This is a genomic window from Pseudoalteromonas sp. SiA1 (assembly GCF_018732205.1).
Lineage (GTDB): Bacteria > Pseudomonadota > Gammaproteobacteria > Enterobacterales > Alteromonadaceae > Pseudoalteromonas > Pseudoalteromonas tetraodonis.
Genome location: NZ_CP076084.1, coordinates 1,381,630 through 1,398,006, shown reverse-complemented (window position 1 = coordinate 1,398,006; position 16,377 = coordinate 1,381,630). Strand labels below are relative to the sequence as shown.

The following is a 16,377-nucleotide window of genomic DNA, read 5'->3' as shown; positions in this document are numbered from 1 at the left end:
TAGTATATTCAAACGCAGCCAATTGGCTGCGTTTTTACTTTGTTTGAGTTTATTTTGAATCGTTTTATATTTTTCCTTATTTGCCTGATCCTTTTTTTGCTTCCCCTTCCTTTAGGTAGTTACAGGCCTTGGGCAATTTTAGCTATTGGTATTTTAACTAGCTTTACCTTTATTACTCACTTGGCAAACAGTGTTTTAAATAACCAACAAGCACTCTTACCTCCTCGATATACTTGGCCGTTATTTACTGCCTTAGGCATTGTTGCTTTGGTGTGCGCGGTTCAGTTATTTGGCGTAAGTGTTGATGCTTTTCAAACAAAACAAATGTTATTAAAAACCAGTTTTTTAATAATGTTGAGCTGGTTAATATTTAATTACTGTAATAATGTAAATCGTATTAAAAAATTAATTTACGCCGTCATTTTCGCCGGTGTTTTTCAGGCTTTGTATGCTAGTTACTTAAACTTATCGCCCGATATTGTTAGCCCTTTATTTGGCTACAAACACACCGACAGAGCTATTGGTACTTTTACCTATTCTAACTTTTTAGCTAACTATTTAGCGCTGTGTTTATGCTTAGGCATTGGTGTGTTAATTAGCGAACTAAAACGCACTAACAACGGCTACAAGCCTACTTTAAAACAAACCTTACGTGCTTGGGCTGAGATTATATTAAGCTCTAAAATAATTTTGCGTATATCGCTAATTATTATAATTGTGGCGCTTATTTTAACCCGTAGCCGCATGGGTAATTCGGCTTTTTTTATCGCCTTAATTATAGTGAGCTTACTGGCGCTGTTTGTTTATAAGCAAAAGCCTAAAGCATTTAAATTGCTGATTGTTAGCTTTTTCATTATCGATTTAATCATCATTGGTGCCATTTTCGATGTAGAAAAAGTAAAACAACGTATTAGCGAGACTAGTTTGCAATCGGAAACACGTGATGAAGTTGTACGTGACTCCATTCCACTGATTTTAGATAACCCGTTATTAGGCTCGGGCGGCGGTACTTTTTACACTGCGTTTCCCGCATATCAGTCTGAGCCCTACTCTGGTTATTACGACAATGCGCATAACGATTATGTGCAATTTGCAGTTGAGCTGGGTATTCCTGCTACGGGGTTATTGGGGCTGTTAGTGGTTTATTGTTTATGGTTATGTATTAATACTATGCGAACGCGCAAAACGGCCCTTTATCAGGGGGTGGCGTTTGGTTGTGCTACAGCTATTGTGGCAATGATGCTGCATTCGTCGGTTGATTATTCGCTGCAGGCGGGGGCTAATTCGATGTTGTTTATCGTGGTGTTATGTTTAGCTTTATTAACCAATAAGTTACCGGCACCAAAACGGATTAAAAAACGGCGAAGTGAAAGTTAACGGGCTACGGGGAGCGGGTTACGAGCTGTATCCTAACATCTTTTTGGCCTTCTCATTTGTTCCTCATTCTCTTCTCTCAGTTCAATTAGGCCTAAGTGAATGATGCGCAAAGAGGGCTAAGAGACGCTGCGCTTTTAGTTATTTAGCCCGCAACTCGAAGCTCTTCGCCCGTCGCTCACGACATTAAAGAATGACGCGACATGAAGTCGCTGCTACAAATCGGCAATAATATCAACCTGATACCTAGCACCTAAAACCTATCGCCTGTTCCAATTTACTGCTCTTCTAAATCAAATTCGGTGGTGTGGCCGTCGCCGTGTATGAGCTGGTAACGGTCTAAATTACCGCCTTTGAGGGTAACCAAACTAATAGCCGAATCACTTACTAAGTACTTTTGCCCTTTGCCTTTAGTTTGGTGTTTGTCGACTTCCATGTGCCAGCGTTTGGTAAAAAAGTTAAGCGGACTTTTAGGGCCATATAAAATGGAGTCGAGCTTATCAAGCACATTTATTAGCTTACGCGGGAACTCGTTTTTAATGCCACTAGCTGTGAGCTGCCAAATTCTGTTGGGGTGATCGCCAAAACGCTTTTGCACTGAAAAACAAAACGAATAATGCACGTCGCCTGATAAAATCAGCGTTTCATTTGGGGTGTCGGTGCGTCTAAATGTGTCGAGCAATTTTTTAGCTGAGCCTTCGTGCGCCATCCAGTTTTCTACATCAACCATAAGCGGTTGCCCACACATGTTAAACACCGCTTGAATTGCCTCTATTGATTTAACCCCAAACACCGGAGCGGGCGATACAATAATGACTTGGTCATGGCTTAATAGGCTTTCTTCAAGCTCAGTGAGGCGCTCCCAATCGAGTAAGCCTGAGGGTTCATTAAAGTTCTGCTCGTTACGCCAGCGGTGTGTTCGGGTATCAAGCACCACCACTTTAGGAATAGTCGTTAGCTCATAATGCCAATGGTTAAAATCGTTTAGGTGTTTATCAAATGCTTTAAATTGCCAGTGCTTATCGCCAGCTAGACTTGTTGTAAATGGAGTAAGTAGCGCACCGGTTTTTTGCAGTGCGTCGTTCCCCATTCCCTGAAACAGCCAATAGCTTGCTAAGCCATTATTTACAATACGCTTGCTACTGGGGTTTTGATTTATCGCTTGCTCCCACCCGGCGGTGAGGTTCCAATCGTCGGTTACATCGTGATCGTCAAACATCATTAAGGTAGACACATTGGCACATAATCGCTCTACCTCAGCTAAGCCTTTAGCGTAATCAATGAGTGTGGCTTTTTCTGTGCTAAACAATGCTTGGCTTTTTTCGTTACCGCCTGAGTAATTTAGCTTTGATAAGTCAACATATTGCCACGCGGTACTACTAAAATTAAGTAAATACAGTGCCACAAACTCTTCAAAATGAATAAGGTGGTTATACGCTTTTACGCTAGAAAAATGCGGCTCGTCTTTTTTTAACCAGTAACCTATGCCTAATTTAGAGCGCTTTTTCCATGAGGTGGTAGGGAGTAAATGATGGCGGCCATAAAGCTGTTGGCTAATATCGTCGGGTAAATCCAGCGCAAGCGCTTGCTCTTTATAAATGCCTAATTGCTCAATGAGTTGATGGATAGCTAATAACATAGGCCCTGCTACATCGTCAGCATATACCTGATCGCCCGAGAGCAATAGCAACTGCGCCCCTTGTTGATTATTACTGCGTTGAGTAGCTTGCCACTGACTTGAACTAACTAGGCTGTCTTTTGCGGGATGATGTGCATTGCGACACGAGCCATGCAATATTTGCGTCAATCTTTTGGGGATCACAAACGCAGGTAACGCGCCATCATTAAAACTAAACGCTGATAAATCAACGGGGCTGTCATCAAAAAATAACTGATATTGTAGTAATATGTCGCGCGGGAACTGACTGTTTATGGGTTTAATAACTATGAACTGTAAAAATAAATGTTCACCCAGTCTAACGCTATTTTGTTCGCTATAGCATTCGTAGCCCATTAGCTCTATACGGCCGTTTACCTGCTTTGAGGTAGCAAACTGAATACAAACTGTGGTTTTTTCTGCTCGGCGCACCATAGGCCCCATAAGTAACAGCGGGTGTTGCACCGAGAGAGTCGTCATGTGGTTAGCCTTTAGCTGCTAATTTAAATAAAGAATAAAAATTATCGGTGGTGGCCTTTGCCAATTCGTTAAAGCTAATGCCTTTTAGTTCACTAATATAATAAGCAACGTCTTCCACATACGCTGGCTGATTAGTTTTACCACGGTACGGTACTGGGGCTAAATACGGCGAGTCGGTTTCAATAAGCAGTCGATCAAGTGGGATTTGTTTTACCACTTCTTTAAGTTCTACCGCATTTTTAAAGGTTACAATACCTGAAATAGAAATATAAAAACCCATATCAATGGCTTTTTTAGCCATATCCCAATCTTCGGTAAAGCAATGTAATACCCCACCGCAGTTTTCTGCTTTGTGTTCACGCATTAAATTAATGGTGTCGGCACGTGCGTCGCGGGTGTGAATAATAAGTGGCTTTTGTAATTCGTTGGCTACTTCAATATGGCCAACAAAGCTTGCTTGCTGCACTGCGTGAGTGTCTTTTGCGTAATAGTAGTCAAGCCCGGTTTCGCCAATGGCCACTACTTTGTGGTGCGAGGCTAAATCAATTAATTGCTGTTTGTTGAGCGCGTCTTTTTGATCAAGCGGATGTACACCACATGACGCTGATACGTCGTCGTAATGCTTAATTTGCTCTAGCATGTTAGGGAACTGATCAAGTGTGACGCTCACACATAAAAAGTGTTCTACTTTTTTTGCGCGGGCGTTATCAAGTACTTGGTCTAGGTTTAAATCGAGTTTATCAAAATCAAGACGGTCTAAATGGCAATGAGAATCTACAATCAAAATAAGGCCTGTTTTTACTACATGGTATAAGTTGGATTGCCGGAGTTTAACATAGTCCCCAGCAGTTTTTCGATCTTCGCGTTTAGGTTTGTTTTATCATCTAAAAAGCTAATGCCGATCCCCGGAGGGTTTGAGCTTTGTGCACCTTGCGGAGTGATCCACGTAACTTTGCCGGTGACCACATCGTCTTCTAAGGCATCAGGTAAGGTTACTCGTAAAGCGAGTGAATACCCAGGCTCATAACGCATATTGGTGCGTACAAATAGCCCCCCTTTTTTTAAAAAAGGCATGTAGCAGCGATATAGTTCGTCAAGGTCATCTATATCAACTAATAGCTCTTGCATATCTAATCCTTTTTATTGGTTGCGTAATGTATACGCTAGTCGTGATACCGCAAGCGGTAAGTTTAGCCCAAGAATTTGTATGTTATTTTGTAAAAAATCATTCAAGGCTTGCTGTGCAACTTGGTAGGCTTCAAAACTCATGCCGTTTAAAAGCTGCTGTTTTAGCTGCTCACTTAAAAATAAGGTAAAAATACGAACAAGCTCAGGCTGTTTATTTATTATATCGACTAACGCATTGAAATTATGGCTTTGTTTAAACTCAGTTGCAAATTTATAGAGTGTATCAATGCTTTCTAGCTGATTTTGCTGTTGCCACTGCTTTACTTGCAGGGGTTGACTGTAAAACAATGATAACCATGGGTAGTTAGGCACATCTAAAGAACTTAGCCACTGCTGTGCTAGCTGGCTATTGGTTACTTTGACCTCAGTTTTAGCACAGCGGCTTAAAATAGTCGCTGGTAATTGTGCCACTTGGCTGGTTGTAAGAATTAAAAACCGGCTGTTACTTGGCTCTTCTAAGGTTTTTAATAATGCATTTGCTGCTGCCGTGGTCATTTTTTCGCAGTTTTCAATAATCGCCACTTTGTTGCCATTTTGCGCCGCCGACTGGTGCATAAAATCGCTTATGCCGCGTATATCGTCTACACCTATGCTTTGCCCTTCTACTTGAGTAACGCGTTTATCTGGGTGCGTCCCAGCTAGGTTTAACGAGCAGCTTTTACACTGTCCACACGGCGTTAACACGCTATTAGGTGCACTCAACTGCGATTGTGTATTGTGACATAACAAACTGTTAGCTAATTGCTCGCTTAGCTCAAACTTGCCTACTCCAATAGGCCCGCAAAATAGCTGCGCGTGATGAAAGCGTTGCGCTTTATAGCTTTGAGCTAAACGTTGCTCTACATCGTTAAGCCATGGCAATGCCATATTATTTTAATCCTGAAAAAAATGTGCGCAGTACATTGGTAATATCACGATGTACTTTATCAATACTTTGGTTAGCATCAACGGTTTTAATGCTTTCATCATCGTTTGCAAGCTCAATGTAACGCATGCGGGTGCGCTGAAAAAACTCAATGGCTTCTTGTTCAATTCTATCGAGTTCACCCCGCCCTTTTGCACGTTCAAGACCAATAACAGGGTCAATATCAAGGTAAATGGTTAAATCGGGTTTTAATCCTTTTAACACCATAGAGGATAACGATGCTAACGTGTTTGCACTAATTCCGCGTCCACCGCCTTGATACGCCTGTGACGATAAATCGTGACGATCAGCCAATACCCATTGCCCTTGTTCCAGTGCCGGGTTTATTACATTGTGCATTAGCTGTGAGCGAGCTGCGTACATAATAAGTAGCTCGGTTTCAAAGGCGATTTCTTCTTGATGCTCTGCTTTTACTAAAGTACGTAAGGATTCAGCCAGTGGTGTGCCTCCGGGTTCACGGACATTAATAAAATCAATATGATGATGGTTTAAAAAGTCTTGGCACAGGGCAATGGCGGTTGATTTACCCGCGCCCTCTAGCCCTTCTATCACTATAAATTTTGGTTTCATAAACACTAATTCTTTTTATTTAAAATATACCGGTTAACCGCCGCATTATGTTGCTTTAATGTGGTTGAAAACTGATGGCTGCCATCGCCTTTTGCTACAAAGTAAACATACTCGCTTTTAGGCGGGTTTACCGCGGCTAAAATCGCTTCTTTGGATGGCATGGCAATTGGCGTGGGCGGTAATCCGTTAATACGATAAGTATTATACGGTGTGTAATTTCTCAAGTCTTTACGTTTAATATCACCGTCAAAATCTTCGCCTAGCCCATATATTACGGTTGGATCGGTTTGTAAGCGCATATTGGTGTTTAATCTATTTATAAACGCCGATGCAATTAACGGACGCTCGCTGGCAAGCGCGGTTTCTTTTTCGATAATAGAGGCCATGATCAGTGCTTCATAGGCGGTATCGTAAGGTAAATCACTTGCCCGTTGCTGCCAAGCATCAGCCAACGTTTGCTGCATTTTTTGCGCAGCACGTTTTAGTAAACTGCTGGCAGTATCATTGCTATGGTAATGATAGGTATCGGGGAATAACCAACCTTCTAGATGGGTTTGCTTACCTATTATTTGCTCGCCAAGTTGCTCAAGTTTTAAATCGTTTTGTAAGTGTGTAGAAGTACTCAGAGTATTTAAAACATCTCTAAGTGCTTGGCCTTCAATAATGGTAAAGCTGAAACTAATTTGCTGACCTTGGTTAATTTTTTTGATGTTATTAAGCACGCTATCTGAGCTTAATTCGTACAAACCTGCTTTTAAATCGGTCAAGGTTGGGTCGAGCTTAGCTAATATTTGAAAACGCCAACAGTCTTCTACCCACTGTTGCTGCTGCCATTGACGGCACAACTTATTAAAGCCGGTGCCTTTTTTAACTTCAAATTGGGTGTTATCGGCTATCTGTAATGGCGTTTGAATGGTTGCCTGTAATTGCTGATAGCCAATCACTGAGCTAAAAAAAGCCAGCAATAATACTGATACTATAACTTTTAACACTAAGCCTCCTTGGCTACTGTTAGTAATGACTGACTGTGAGCAATATCAAAACAGTGCTCGCCTATGCTTTTTACCGGCACAATTTTCATTAAACTATTACATACAAATACCGCGTCTGCTTGGGTAAGCTCATCAACGCTAATAGTTTTAAATTCAATTGCTAATTTATCACATAAAGATTGCAGAAAAACACCTTTAATGCCGCACTCATCAAGCCTGGGGCTAATTACTTTATTATTTTTTATTGCAAAAATATTAGCCGCTGAGGTTTCAATTACATTGCTGTTGTAGTCAAGTACAAGTGCATCATCACTTTGCTCGGCTTGTAGGGCATTTTTAATCAATACTTGCTCAAGCCTATTTAAGGTTTTAAGCCCTGCTAAGTGCGGTTGTAAAGCCAGTTTAATTGGACTGATGGCTAAACTAATTCCTGTTTCGCGTAAGCTGTGATAATGCGCTGGATAAGGTAAAACACTCACAATAATGTTTAAATTACATTCGCTTGGTGGCGCATAGCCTCGCCCGCCCTCGCCACGTGTTACCACTATTTTAAGAACCGCTTGAACCTGTGATGCCATTTGCTGAGTAATGTGCGACTCAAGTGCGATAAACTCAAGCGCCGGAAACCCTAAACGCTGCGCGCATTCAATTAAACGCGCTTTATGATAAGCCCAATGCTCAACCTGTCCATGAGTAATAATTGCGGTTGTAAAAAAACCATCGCCATAGTTTAAGCCCCTATCGCGAATACTTATGCTACTGGTTTCACTTGCTGTTATTATTGTTTGCATATTTTTTTACACATAAAAAAACCCAGTTAAACAACTGGGTTCTTATTGTCGTTCGTTGTTAAAAAAGATTATACCTTTTTAAACAGTAACGAGCCATTAGTACCACCAAAACCAAATGAGTTACACAACGCGTAATCAAGTTTGGCGTCTCGCGCTGTGTGCGGTACGTAATCTAAATCACAGCCTTCATCTGGGTTGTCTAGGTTAATCGTGGGTGTTACTTTTTGCTCGGTCAACGATAAAATAGACACTATCGACTCAACAGAGCCCGCTGCACCTAGTAAATGACCCATCATCGATTTAGATGAGCTTACCATCACATCTTTCGCTGAATCACCAAAAATGGTTTTAACCGCTGAGGTTTCGGCTTTGTCACCCGCGTGAGTAGACGTACCGTGTGCGTTAATGTAGCCAACTTGCTCTGCATTTACTTGCGCATCGTTTAATGCGTTTTCCATAGCCAGTGCTGCACCTGCGCCGTCTTCTGGTGGCGAGGTCATATGGTAGGCATCGCCACTCATGCCAAAGCCAACAAGCTCTGCATAAATTTTAGCGCCACGTGCTTTAGCGTGTTCGTATTCTTCAACAACTACTACACCAGCGCCATCAGAAAGCACAAAGCCATCACGGTCTTTATCCCACGGACGAGACGCTGCTTGTGGGTCGTCGTTACGCGTTGAAAGCGCACGTGCGGCATTAAAGCCACCCATACCAATTGGCGTACACGCTTTTTCTGCGCCACCGGCAACCATTGCATCGGCATCGCCGTAGGCAATCATTCGCGCTGCATGGCCAATGTTGTGCAGACCTGTGGTACATGCGGTTACAATTGAAATATTAGGACCACGCAAGCCGTGCATTATTGATAAATGACCCGAGATCATATTAATAATGGTAGACGGTACATAAAACGGCGATAACTTTCGTGGACCGCTGTTTAGTAATTTAATGTGGTTTTCTTCGATTAGGGTTAAGCCACCAATGCCTGAACCTACCGCTACACCAATACGGGTTGCGTTTTGCTCAGTGACTTCGAGGCCTGAATCTTGAAAAGCTTGAACACCCGCTGCAATGCCATACTGGATAAATAAATCCATTTTTTTAGCATCTTTTGGCGACATATAAGCCGATGCATCAAAATCATTGATTAAACCAGCGAAGTGAGTACCAAATTTTGATGTATCAAAGTGGGTAATATTTTGAATACCACTTTTACCATCTAATAAGCCTTGCCAGGTTGATTGCACATCATTGCCTAGCGGCGTCAACATTCCTAAGCCAGTTACGACGACACGACGTTTAGCCACGGTTTGCCTCCAATAAGGAATTATTATTATACCAATTAACTTAGCTCAGTTTATTTCAGCGTTAACGCTGTTGCTAGTTATGTTATTAGTATTGGGGATGATCATACCCAAGCTACCTCAAAGTGCGAGTCTCAAACCAATAACCAACGCTGAGCAATAACAACTTAATTGCTGGAGATAGGTGAGGGTTTGGAATTGAATCATGTACTTTGAGGTGGTTTGGATATAAAGATTAAAGGCAGCGAATGCTGCCCTTAATTTGCGATTAATTACTCAGCGTGAGCTGTAACGTAATCGATTGCAGATTGTACTGTAGTGATCTTTTCAGCTTCTTCATCTGGGATCTCAGTGTCGAACTCTTCTTCAAGAGCCATTACTAATTCAACAGTATCAAGAGAGTCTGCACCTAGGTCATCAACGAATGAAGCTTCGTTTTTAACTTCTTCTTCTTTAACACCTAGCTGTTCGATGATAATTTTCTTTACGCGTTCTTGGATATCGCTCATTCTTCTTTCCTTTATTAAAAACGCCAATGCGTTATTTTCAGATTGCGGCGTAGTTTACGTCCGATAATTCTCTGATTCAATCTTTTGACCATAAATAATTTGCTGGTCAAACCTCTTGAGTGTTTATTTTATCTTTTATCGCTTATTTTCACAGCGATTTCAAGTATGTTTAAAGCAAGTTTGCGAAAAATTCAATATTTTTAGCAAACTCATTGGTAATTTGTGGTTTAACTATTTCGCATTGCGAAGCTAAACCATGTACATCGCACCATTTACATGCAAAGTTTCACCTGATACGTACGCAGCGGCGTCAGATGCTAAATAACACACAGCTGCTGCAATCTCATCTGGCTGGCCTAAACGACCCGCAGGTACGTTTGCAAGCGTTGCTGCTTTTTGCTCATCTGTCAAATCATCCGTCATGTCTGTTTGGATGAATCCCGGTGCAACCACGTTAACAGTAATACCACGAGAAGCAACTTCACGCGCTAATGATTTAGAAAAACCGATAACACCCGCTTTAGCTGCCGCGTAGTTCGCTTGGCCAGCGTTACCCATAGTGCCCACTACTGAGCCAATATTGATAATACGGCCGTTCTTTTTCTTCATCATTGGGCGAAGTACCGCTTTAGATAAACGGAAAATAGAGCTTAAGTTGGTGTCGATAATATCGTCCCACTCACTCTCTTTCATGCGCATTAATAAATTATCGCGCGTAATACCGGCGTTATTTACTAAAACATCAATATCACCTAAATCGGCTTTAATTGCTGCTAATGTTGCCTCAATTGACGCAGGATCGGTGACGTTAAGCGCATAACCCTTACCGTTATCACCTAAGTATTCGCTAATTTTAGCCGCACCTGACTCGCTTGTCGCGGTGCCCGCTACCTTTGCGCCTTGCGCCACTAAGGTTTTTGCAATCGCTTTACCAATACCACGGCTAGCGCCGGTGATCAGGACAACTTTGCCCTCTAAAGAAAATAAATTACTCATATTATATACTCTTATTTAGCTGTATCGATTGATGCTAGGTCGTTAACTGAGCCACACACCATCGCTTTATCAATGCGTTTTGCAAGTCCTGTTAATACTTTACCAGGGCCAAATTCATAACTTTGCGTTACGCCTTGTGCAACTAATGCTTGCACTGTTTCAGTCCAACGAACTGGGCTGTATAACTGACGTACTAATGCGTCTTTAATTGCATCGGCTGAACCTTCAGCTTTTACATCAACATTATTAATTACATCACACTTAGGTGAATTAAATGTTAAAGCCGCTAAATCGGCGGCTAATTTTTCAGCCGCAGGTTTCATAAGTTCACAATGCGACGGTACGCTGACCGATAATGGTAGCGCACGTTTTGCGCCGGCTTCTTTACAAGCTACTGATGCTCTATCTACTGCATCTTTATGACCGGCAATAACCACTTGGCCTGGCGAGTTGTAATTAACCGGTGAAACAACCTCACCTTGTGCAGATGCTTCACATGCCGCTTTAATTTCGTCATCACCTAAACCAATAATAGCGGCCATAGAACCCACACCCGCAGGGACAGCTTCTTGCATGTATAAACCACGGTTTTCAACCAGTTTTACGGCTTCACTTAGGCTGATCACATCGCTACATACTAGTGCTGAGTATTCGCCTAGGCTGTGACCTGCCATGACAACGTCTGCATCTGGATTTGCTGCTAACCAATGACGGTAAATAGCAACGCTTGCTGTTAATAAAGCAGGTTGAGTACGGTGAGTTTGATTTAGTTTTTCTTCTGGACCGTTAAGAACGAGATCTGCTAGGTCGTATCCTAGTGCGGTTGATGCTTCTGCAAATGTGGCTTTTACTATGTCTGAGCTTTCAAGTAGCTCGTTTAACATACCCACAGTTTGCGAGCCTTGACCTGGAAAAAGAAGTGCAATTTTTTGTGCCATAGTTTGCTCTTTTAATTAAACAAAATAAATAATGTATAACACGGCACATCAATTTACTGATTGGCCACCGTGTCTTTAGAATGTGTTTTTTCGAAGATAGCAGCAATTTTATCCGGAAGTTGACGTTCTACTTCTTTCACTGCTTCGTCGATTGCGGCATGAAATGCTTTAGCTGAGGCATTTCCATGGCTTTTAACAACAATACCGCGCAATCCTACCAGAGAAGCGCCGTTATACTGGTCGGGGTTCACTCTTTTATAGAGTTTTTTTATGATTGGCGCCAACATAAACGCCATGCACTTATAAACAACGTGTTTTTCGAGGGCACGGGTGAACTTTTTCATGATAAGTTTGGCAATGCCTTCGCAGGTTTTAAGTGCAACGTTACCGACAAACCCTTCACAGACGATAACATCGGCTTTGCCAGAAAAAATATCGCTACCTTCGCTATACCCAATATAATTAATCAGCTCGCTTTGCTGCATTAACTGCGCGGCTTGCTTAATTTCGTCGTGACCTTTAATGTCTTCGGCGCCAATATTTAATAAACTGACTTTTGGGTTATCACACCCAAGTGCTTGTCCTGCCACTACCGAACCCATAATGCCAAATTGATACAGCATTTGCGCATCACAGTGCACATTGGCACCTAAATCGAGTAAGTAAACAGGATTTTTTCGTTCAGTCGGTACAGCCGATATGAGTGCGGGACGTTTCACTCCTGGAAGCATTTTTAATACGTAATGCGCCATAAAAAATAGCGCCCCTGTATTGCCAGAGCTAACACAGGCTTGCGCTTCACCCGATTTAACTAAATCAAGGGCAACACGCATTGAGGAATCTTTTTTTGAGCGTATAGCAACAGCGGGTTCGCAGGCATTGGTGACAACGTCATTACAATGGCGAATTATTAATCTGGGATGAGAAAGTGAATCGAGTGATTCTAATTGTTTAGCTATTACTTGCTCGTTGCCACATAAGATGAGTTTTAAGTTGGCATTAGCATTTACCGCGGAAACGGCTGCGGGGATAGATGAACGGGGGCCATAATCGCCCCCCATCATATCTAACGCTATGGTTAGATTGGTCAGCATATAAGCAATCTCTTAGTTAGAAATTACTTGAACGCCTTTGTAGTAACCATCTGCAGTCACATGGTGACGACGATGAGTCTCACCAGATGTTTGGTCTACAGTTAAAGTTGGACCACTGATCGCATCGTGTGAACGGCGCATGCCGCGTCTTGCACGAGACTTTTTGCTTTTTTGTACAGCCATAGTCTTCTCCTAAGAATCTTTCTTAAGTTGTTTCAAAATATCAAATGGATTTGGTTTATCATCTTCCGCCTTTAAAACACCAAAGCTGGCAGGCTCTGCTGTATAACTGCATGAAGCTTCGTTGTGGGTAGGCACTAATGGCACTGCTAAAATAAGTTCGTCTTCGATTAACTCAAATACGTCTATTTCACCATTTTCATCAAGTGCTACTTCGTCGTAGCTTTCTGGAAGATCATCTGACTCTGCATCCAAACCGACTGGCGAATACACAAAGTCTTGATCCAAATCCAACCCTAAATCACCATTACAACGTTGACAAGTGACAGTTACGTGTGTGGACAAATTGCCACTAATCACAACTAAACCTTGCTCATCGTTTTTGCAATGAATTTTTACCGCTATTTCACCTACTTCTTCCTGGATAACCCCTCGTAAACGAGGAAGTTTCTCAAGCGGTACAACGCCGTCATACTTTAAACGATGCTGAGCTGCTTTGCCCGGATGAAGGGTGATGGGAATTTTCACCTTTTGCATAGGGGCTGCATCATATAGATAGTTAGTAAGTTAGTCAAAGTAAAAAACCAATTTTACGTTGTTTTTCACGTGTTTTACTCACGGATCTGATTTATCCTAACTCAATCTGATTTACGCTAGGAAAACATGCCATGAAGCACTCTCTTATATTAGCCTCAAGCTCGCCTTTTAGGCAGTCTTTATTACAAAAATTTAATCTGCCTTTTGAAACGTTTTCGCCCGATGTTGACGAAACGCCTCACAGCAACGAAACACCTAACGATCTTGTTAAGCGTTTAAGCGAACTAAAAGCCGCAGCTGCGGTCGAGCATTTTGACCAAGGCTTAGCGATTGGCTCCGATCAGGTTGCTGTATTTAATCACCAAATATTAGGTAAACCACACAATAAAGAAAACGCCATAAAACAACTCAGCTTATTTAGTGGGCAAACGGTCACTTTTTTAACTGGCTTGTGTGTATACGATATAGACACTAAGCAAAGCAAAACCCTTGTTGAGCCCTTTAATGTAACCTTTAAAACGTTAACAACGGCGCAAATAAGTGCTTATTGCGATGCAGAGCAACCTTATAATTGTGCAGGAAGTTTTAAAAGTGAAGGCTTAGGTATTTGTTTATTTGAAAAGCTCAGTGGTGATGACCCAAATAGTTTAATTGGTTTACCACTCATTAAACTCAGCCAATTATTGGCTGAGTTTGGCTTAGATGTATTAGGCGCTCAAACTAACTAAGTAAAAGTTGTTGCAACTGCTGATAGTTGTCAGCGGTTGCAATAGGCGTAAACTCGTTTAATTGCGCAGCGTTGTGCACGCCCATGGTTACCCCTAGTCTATCCATACCTGCAGCTTTTGCCATTGCCATGTCGATTTGGGTGTCGCCTATCATCAATGCTTCGTCGGCGCTAATAGCCAGCTCTTCAAGTAGTTGATAGAGCATATCAGGAGCTGGTTTTGATTTGGCGTCGTCGCTGGTACGCGTAGCACTAAAAAAATGACGCAGCTGGCTCTCATCCAATAAACGCTCCAACCCTACCCGACTTTTACCTGTGGCAACCGCCAATATTACGCCTTGATTTTTTAACTCAGTGAGCACCTGTTCAACGTGCTCAAACACCGGTGTTGGGGTGGTATCAAGCGCATACTGCTGTTTATAACCTGCAATAAGCGCTTCGTGATGCTCACTGTAATCAGGAAACAAGCTCGCTATTGCGTTTTCAAGCGACAAGCCAATAATATTTTTACTGGCAGTATCGCTCGGCGGTTCAATATTGAGTAACTGCGCACTTTTGCGGATACAATTAACTATTTTGCTAATTGAATCCATAATGGTGCCGTCCCAATCAAAAATCACCAGCTTGTAGTTTTTCATGGTGGGTGAGATCACGCTTTTGCTGCTCTAAGTTTAACTAAACAACTTGATAGTGCTTTATCAAGCGGTGCTTCTACTCGCATAGTGGTTTCGTTTTTAGGGTGGTAAAAACTTAAATCATGGGCGTGTAAAAATAAGCGGTTTAAACCACGTTTACGCATTGACTCGTCAAACCCTTGATCGCCATATTTGTCATCACAGGCAATAGCATGACCTTGACACTGAGTATGCACACGAATTTGGTGAGTACGACCGGTTACAGGGGATGCTTGTACTAATGAGCAATCGTTAAAACGCTCAAGCACTTTAAAGCGGGTATGCGACGGTTTGCCCTCGGTATTATCAACACGTACTACGCGTTCACCCGATTTTAGGGTGTTTTTGCGCAAGCCCTCAGTCACATTTTTTGTTTTAGAGTCCCATTGACCCTCAACAAGTGCCCAATAATTTTTTTCCATGGTTTTTTCGCGTAATTGCTCATGCAAGGCAGTCAGCACAGAGCGGCGCTTAGCAATGAGTAAACAACCTGATGTATCACGGTCTAAACGATGCACAAGCTCAAGGCTGCGCTCTTCTGGGCGTAAAACACGTAATGCTTCAATAAGGCCATAGCTTAGGCCACTGCCGCCATGCACAGCCATACCCGATGGCTTGTTAATAACAATCAGGTATTTGTCTTCAAATAGAATATCGTCTTCAAGGCGCGTTACTTTATCGAGTTTTGAAGGCACAAACTCTTCACGCTCTGACACTCTGATTGGTGGTATACGAATAACGTCGTCTAGCTGCAATTTATACACAGGTTTAATGCGTTTTTTGTTTACACGCACCTCACCTTTACGAAGAATTTTGTAAACTGCGCTTTTAGGCACCCCTTTTAAATGGGTAATAAGAAAGTTATCAATACGCTGACCTAAGTGGTCTTCGTTGATAGTGACAAAAGTTACTTGTAAGCCGGTTTTTTCTGACATTGCCTAATCACTGATTTAAGTAAAATAATTTAGTTGCTAACACAGTTATAATAGTGGGATAATCAGCAGCGCAAATATTTAGTATTTGCAAATAACAACGGTGCTTTTTAACACATTAAAACATTCGTGATGCACATTCTGGGTAACCGATCATACAGATCCGAGTTAAGTTTTCCAAAGCTTTTATACATACCCAGTTAACACGTGCGCACAACTAACGGCAATGCGCGTAATATATTGCTGCTTAAGTTTGAACATGAATTGATTTTTAAAGTGATAGTAAAAGCAATGAACAGATAATTTGTCTGATAGTGGCGGCGTAAAAAAACGCCGTTCAGAATTCGCTCAAATATTGTAGTACCGTACAGCAGCTTATTTAGAACTAAAAAAATCTAATAAATAAGCGTTCATTAACATCGGTAGCGATTTTTGCTCATAAAAACGATAACGGTAGTTTTAAAAACGAAACTATGGTTTGAAGCTAAAGAGCCCTACGCACCTAATAT

General features: G+C 41.9%; 18 protein-coding genes. 2 read left to right on the top strand and 16 right to left on the bottom strand.

Annotated features, from left to right (window positions below):
• Positions 1 to 54 precede the first annotated feature (54 nt).
• Positions 55 to 1,377, top strand: coding sequence for an O-antigen ligase family protein (locus KK487_RS06510; RefSeq protein WP_215522058.1), 1,323 nt, complete (start codon positions 55 to 57; stop codon positions 1,375 to 1,377).
• Positions 1,378 to 1,651: 274 nt separating this feature from the next.
• Here the strand turns inward: KK487_RS06510 and KK487_RS06505 are convergent, their stop codons facing one another.
• The 14 genes from KK487_RS06505 to yceD all read right to left on the bottom strand — a co-directional run bounded on the left by KK487_RS06505 (position 1,652) and on the right by yceD (position 13,535).
• Positions 1,652 to 3,511: an alkaline phosphatase D family protein gene (locus tag KK487_RS06505; protein WP_215522057.1), complete on the bottom strand. Its 1,860-nt coding sequence runs from the start codon at positions 3,509 to 3,511 to the stop codon at positions 1,652 to 1,654.
• A 4-nt stretch (positions 3,512 to 3,515) separates the two neighbouring features.
• Positions 3,516 to 4,295 carry a TatD family hydrolase gene (locus KK487_RS06500; RefSeq protein ID WP_013464702.1) on the bottom strand — a complete coding sequence of 260 codons (780 nt, stop codon included), beginning with the start codon at positions 4,293 to 4,295 and terminating at the stop codon, positions 3,516 to 3,518.
• 17 nt (positions 4,296 to 4,312) lie between these two features.
• Positions 4,313 to 4,639, bottom strand: coding sequence for a PilZ domain-containing protein (locus KK487_RS06495; RefSeq protein ID WP_008109887.1), 327 nt, complete (start codon positions 4,637 to 4,639; stop codon positions 4,313 to 4,315).
• Between the two features lie 12 nt (positions 4,640 to 4,651).
• Complete coding sequence (locus KK487_RS06490) at positions 4,652 to 5,566, bottom strand: DNA polymerase III subunit (RefSeq protein WP_215522056.1); 915 nt, start codon at positions 5,564 to 5,566, stop codon at positions 4,652 to 4,654.
• A gap of 1 nt (position 5,567) precedes the next feature.
• Positions 5,568 to 6,194, bottom strand: a complete 627-nt coding sequence (gene tmk, locus KK487_RS06485) for a dTMP kinase (protein ID WP_016899838.1) — start codon at positions 6,192 to 6,194, stop codon at positions 5,568 to 5,570.
• A gap of 5 nt (positions 6,195 to 6,199) precedes the next feature.
• Positions 6,200 to 7,186 (bottom strand): endolytic transglycosylase MltG, encoded by a 987-nt coding sequence (gene mltG, locus KK487_RS06480; RefSeq protein ID WP_016899837.1) that lies wholly within the window; start codon positions 7,184 to 7,186, stop codon positions 6,200 to 6,202.
• Complete coding sequence (pabC, locus tag KK487_RS06475) at positions 7,186 to 7,977, bottom strand: aminodeoxychorismate lyase (RefSeq protein WP_215522055.1); 792 nt, start codon at positions 7,975 to 7,977, stop codon at positions 7,186 to 7,188. Before pabC ends, mltG begins: the two co-directional genes overlap by 1 nt.
• 68 nt (positions 7,978 to 8,045) lie before the next feature.
• A complete protein-coding gene (fabF, locus tag KK487_RS06470; protein WP_008109876.1) occupies positions 8,046 to 9,284 on the bottom strand; it encodes a beta-ketoacyl-ACP synthase II in 1,239 nt (412 codons plus the stop codon).
• 269 nt (positions 9,285 to 9,553) lie between these two features.
• Positions 9,554 to 9,790 carry an acyl carrier protein gene (acpP, locus tag KK487_RS06465; RefSeq protein WP_008109873.1) on the bottom strand — a complete coding sequence of 79 codons (237 nt, stop codon included), beginning with the start codon at positions 9,788 to 9,790 and terminating at the stop codon, positions 9,554 to 9,556.
• 249 nt (positions 9,791 to 10,039) lie between these two features.
• Positions 10,040 to 10,786: a 3-oxoacyl-ACP reductase FabG gene (fabG, locus tag KK487_RS06460; protein WP_215522054.1), complete on the bottom strand. Its 747-nt coding sequence runs from the start codon at positions 10,784 to 10,786 to the stop codon at positions 10,040 to 10,042.
• A gap of 11 nt (positions 10,787 to 10,797) precedes the next feature.
• Positions 10,798 to 11,724, bottom strand: a complete 927-nt coding sequence (gene fabD, locus KK487_RS06455; RefSeq protein ID WP_036956225.1) for an ACP S-malonyltransferase — start codon at positions 11,722 to 11,724, stop codon at positions 10,798 to 10,800.
• Between the two features lie 53 nt (positions 11,725 to 11,777).
• Complete coding sequence (plsX, locus tag KK487_RS06450) at positions 11,778 to 12,818, bottom strand: phosphate acyltransferase PlsX (RefSeq protein ID WP_013464695.1); 1,041 nt, start codon at positions 12,816 to 12,818, stop codon at positions 11,778 to 11,780.
• A 12-nt stretch (positions 12,819 to 12,830) separates the two neighbouring features.
• Positions 12,831 to 13,001 carry a 50S ribosomal protein L32 gene (gene rpmF / locus KK487_RS06445; protein ID WP_008109865.1) on the bottom strand — a complete coding sequence of 57 codons (171 nt, stop codon included), beginning with the start codon at positions 12,999 to 13,001 and terminating at the stop codon, positions 12,831 to 12,833.
• Positions 13,002 to 13,010: 9 nt separating this feature from the next.
• Positions 13,011 to 13,535 (bottom strand): 23S rRNA accumulation protein YceD, encoded by a 525-nt coding sequence (gene yceD / locus KK487_RS06440; protein WP_008109862.1) that lies wholly within the window; start codon positions 13,533 to 13,535, stop codon positions 13,011 to 13,013.
• Positions 13,536 to 13,666: 131 nt separating this feature from the next.
• On the opposite strand from yceD, the gene KK487_RS06435 reads away from it, so the two are divergent.
• Positions 13,667 to 14,263, top strand: coding sequence for a Maf family protein (locus KK487_RS06435; protein ID WP_215522053.1), 597 nt, complete (start codon positions 13,667 to 13,669; stop codon positions 14,261 to 14,263).
• Here the strand turns inward: KK487_RS06435 and KK487_RS06430 are convergent.
• Both KK487_RS06430 and rluC read right to left on the bottom strand, forming a co-directional pair.
• On the bottom strand, positions 14,256 to 14,900 hold the full coding sequence (locus KK487_RS06430; RefSeq protein WP_096038368.1) for an HAD-IA family hydrolase: 645 nt from the start codon (positions 14,898 to 14,900) through the stop codon (positions 14,256 to 14,258). The two genes, KK487_RS06435 and KK487_RS06430, sit on opposite strands and share 8 nt — an antisense overlap.
• Positions 14,901 to 14,911: 11 nt before the next feature.
• The gene (rluC, locus tag KK487_RS06425) at positions 14,912 to 15,871 is read right to left on the bottom strand and encodes a 23S rRNA pseudouridine(955/2504/2580) synthase RluC (protein ID WP_010389627.1); all 960 of its coding nucleotides are present in this window, start codon (positions 15,869 to 15,871) and stop codon (positions 14,912 to 14,914) included.
• Between the last annotated feature and the right edge of the window lie 506 nt (positions 15,872 to 16,377).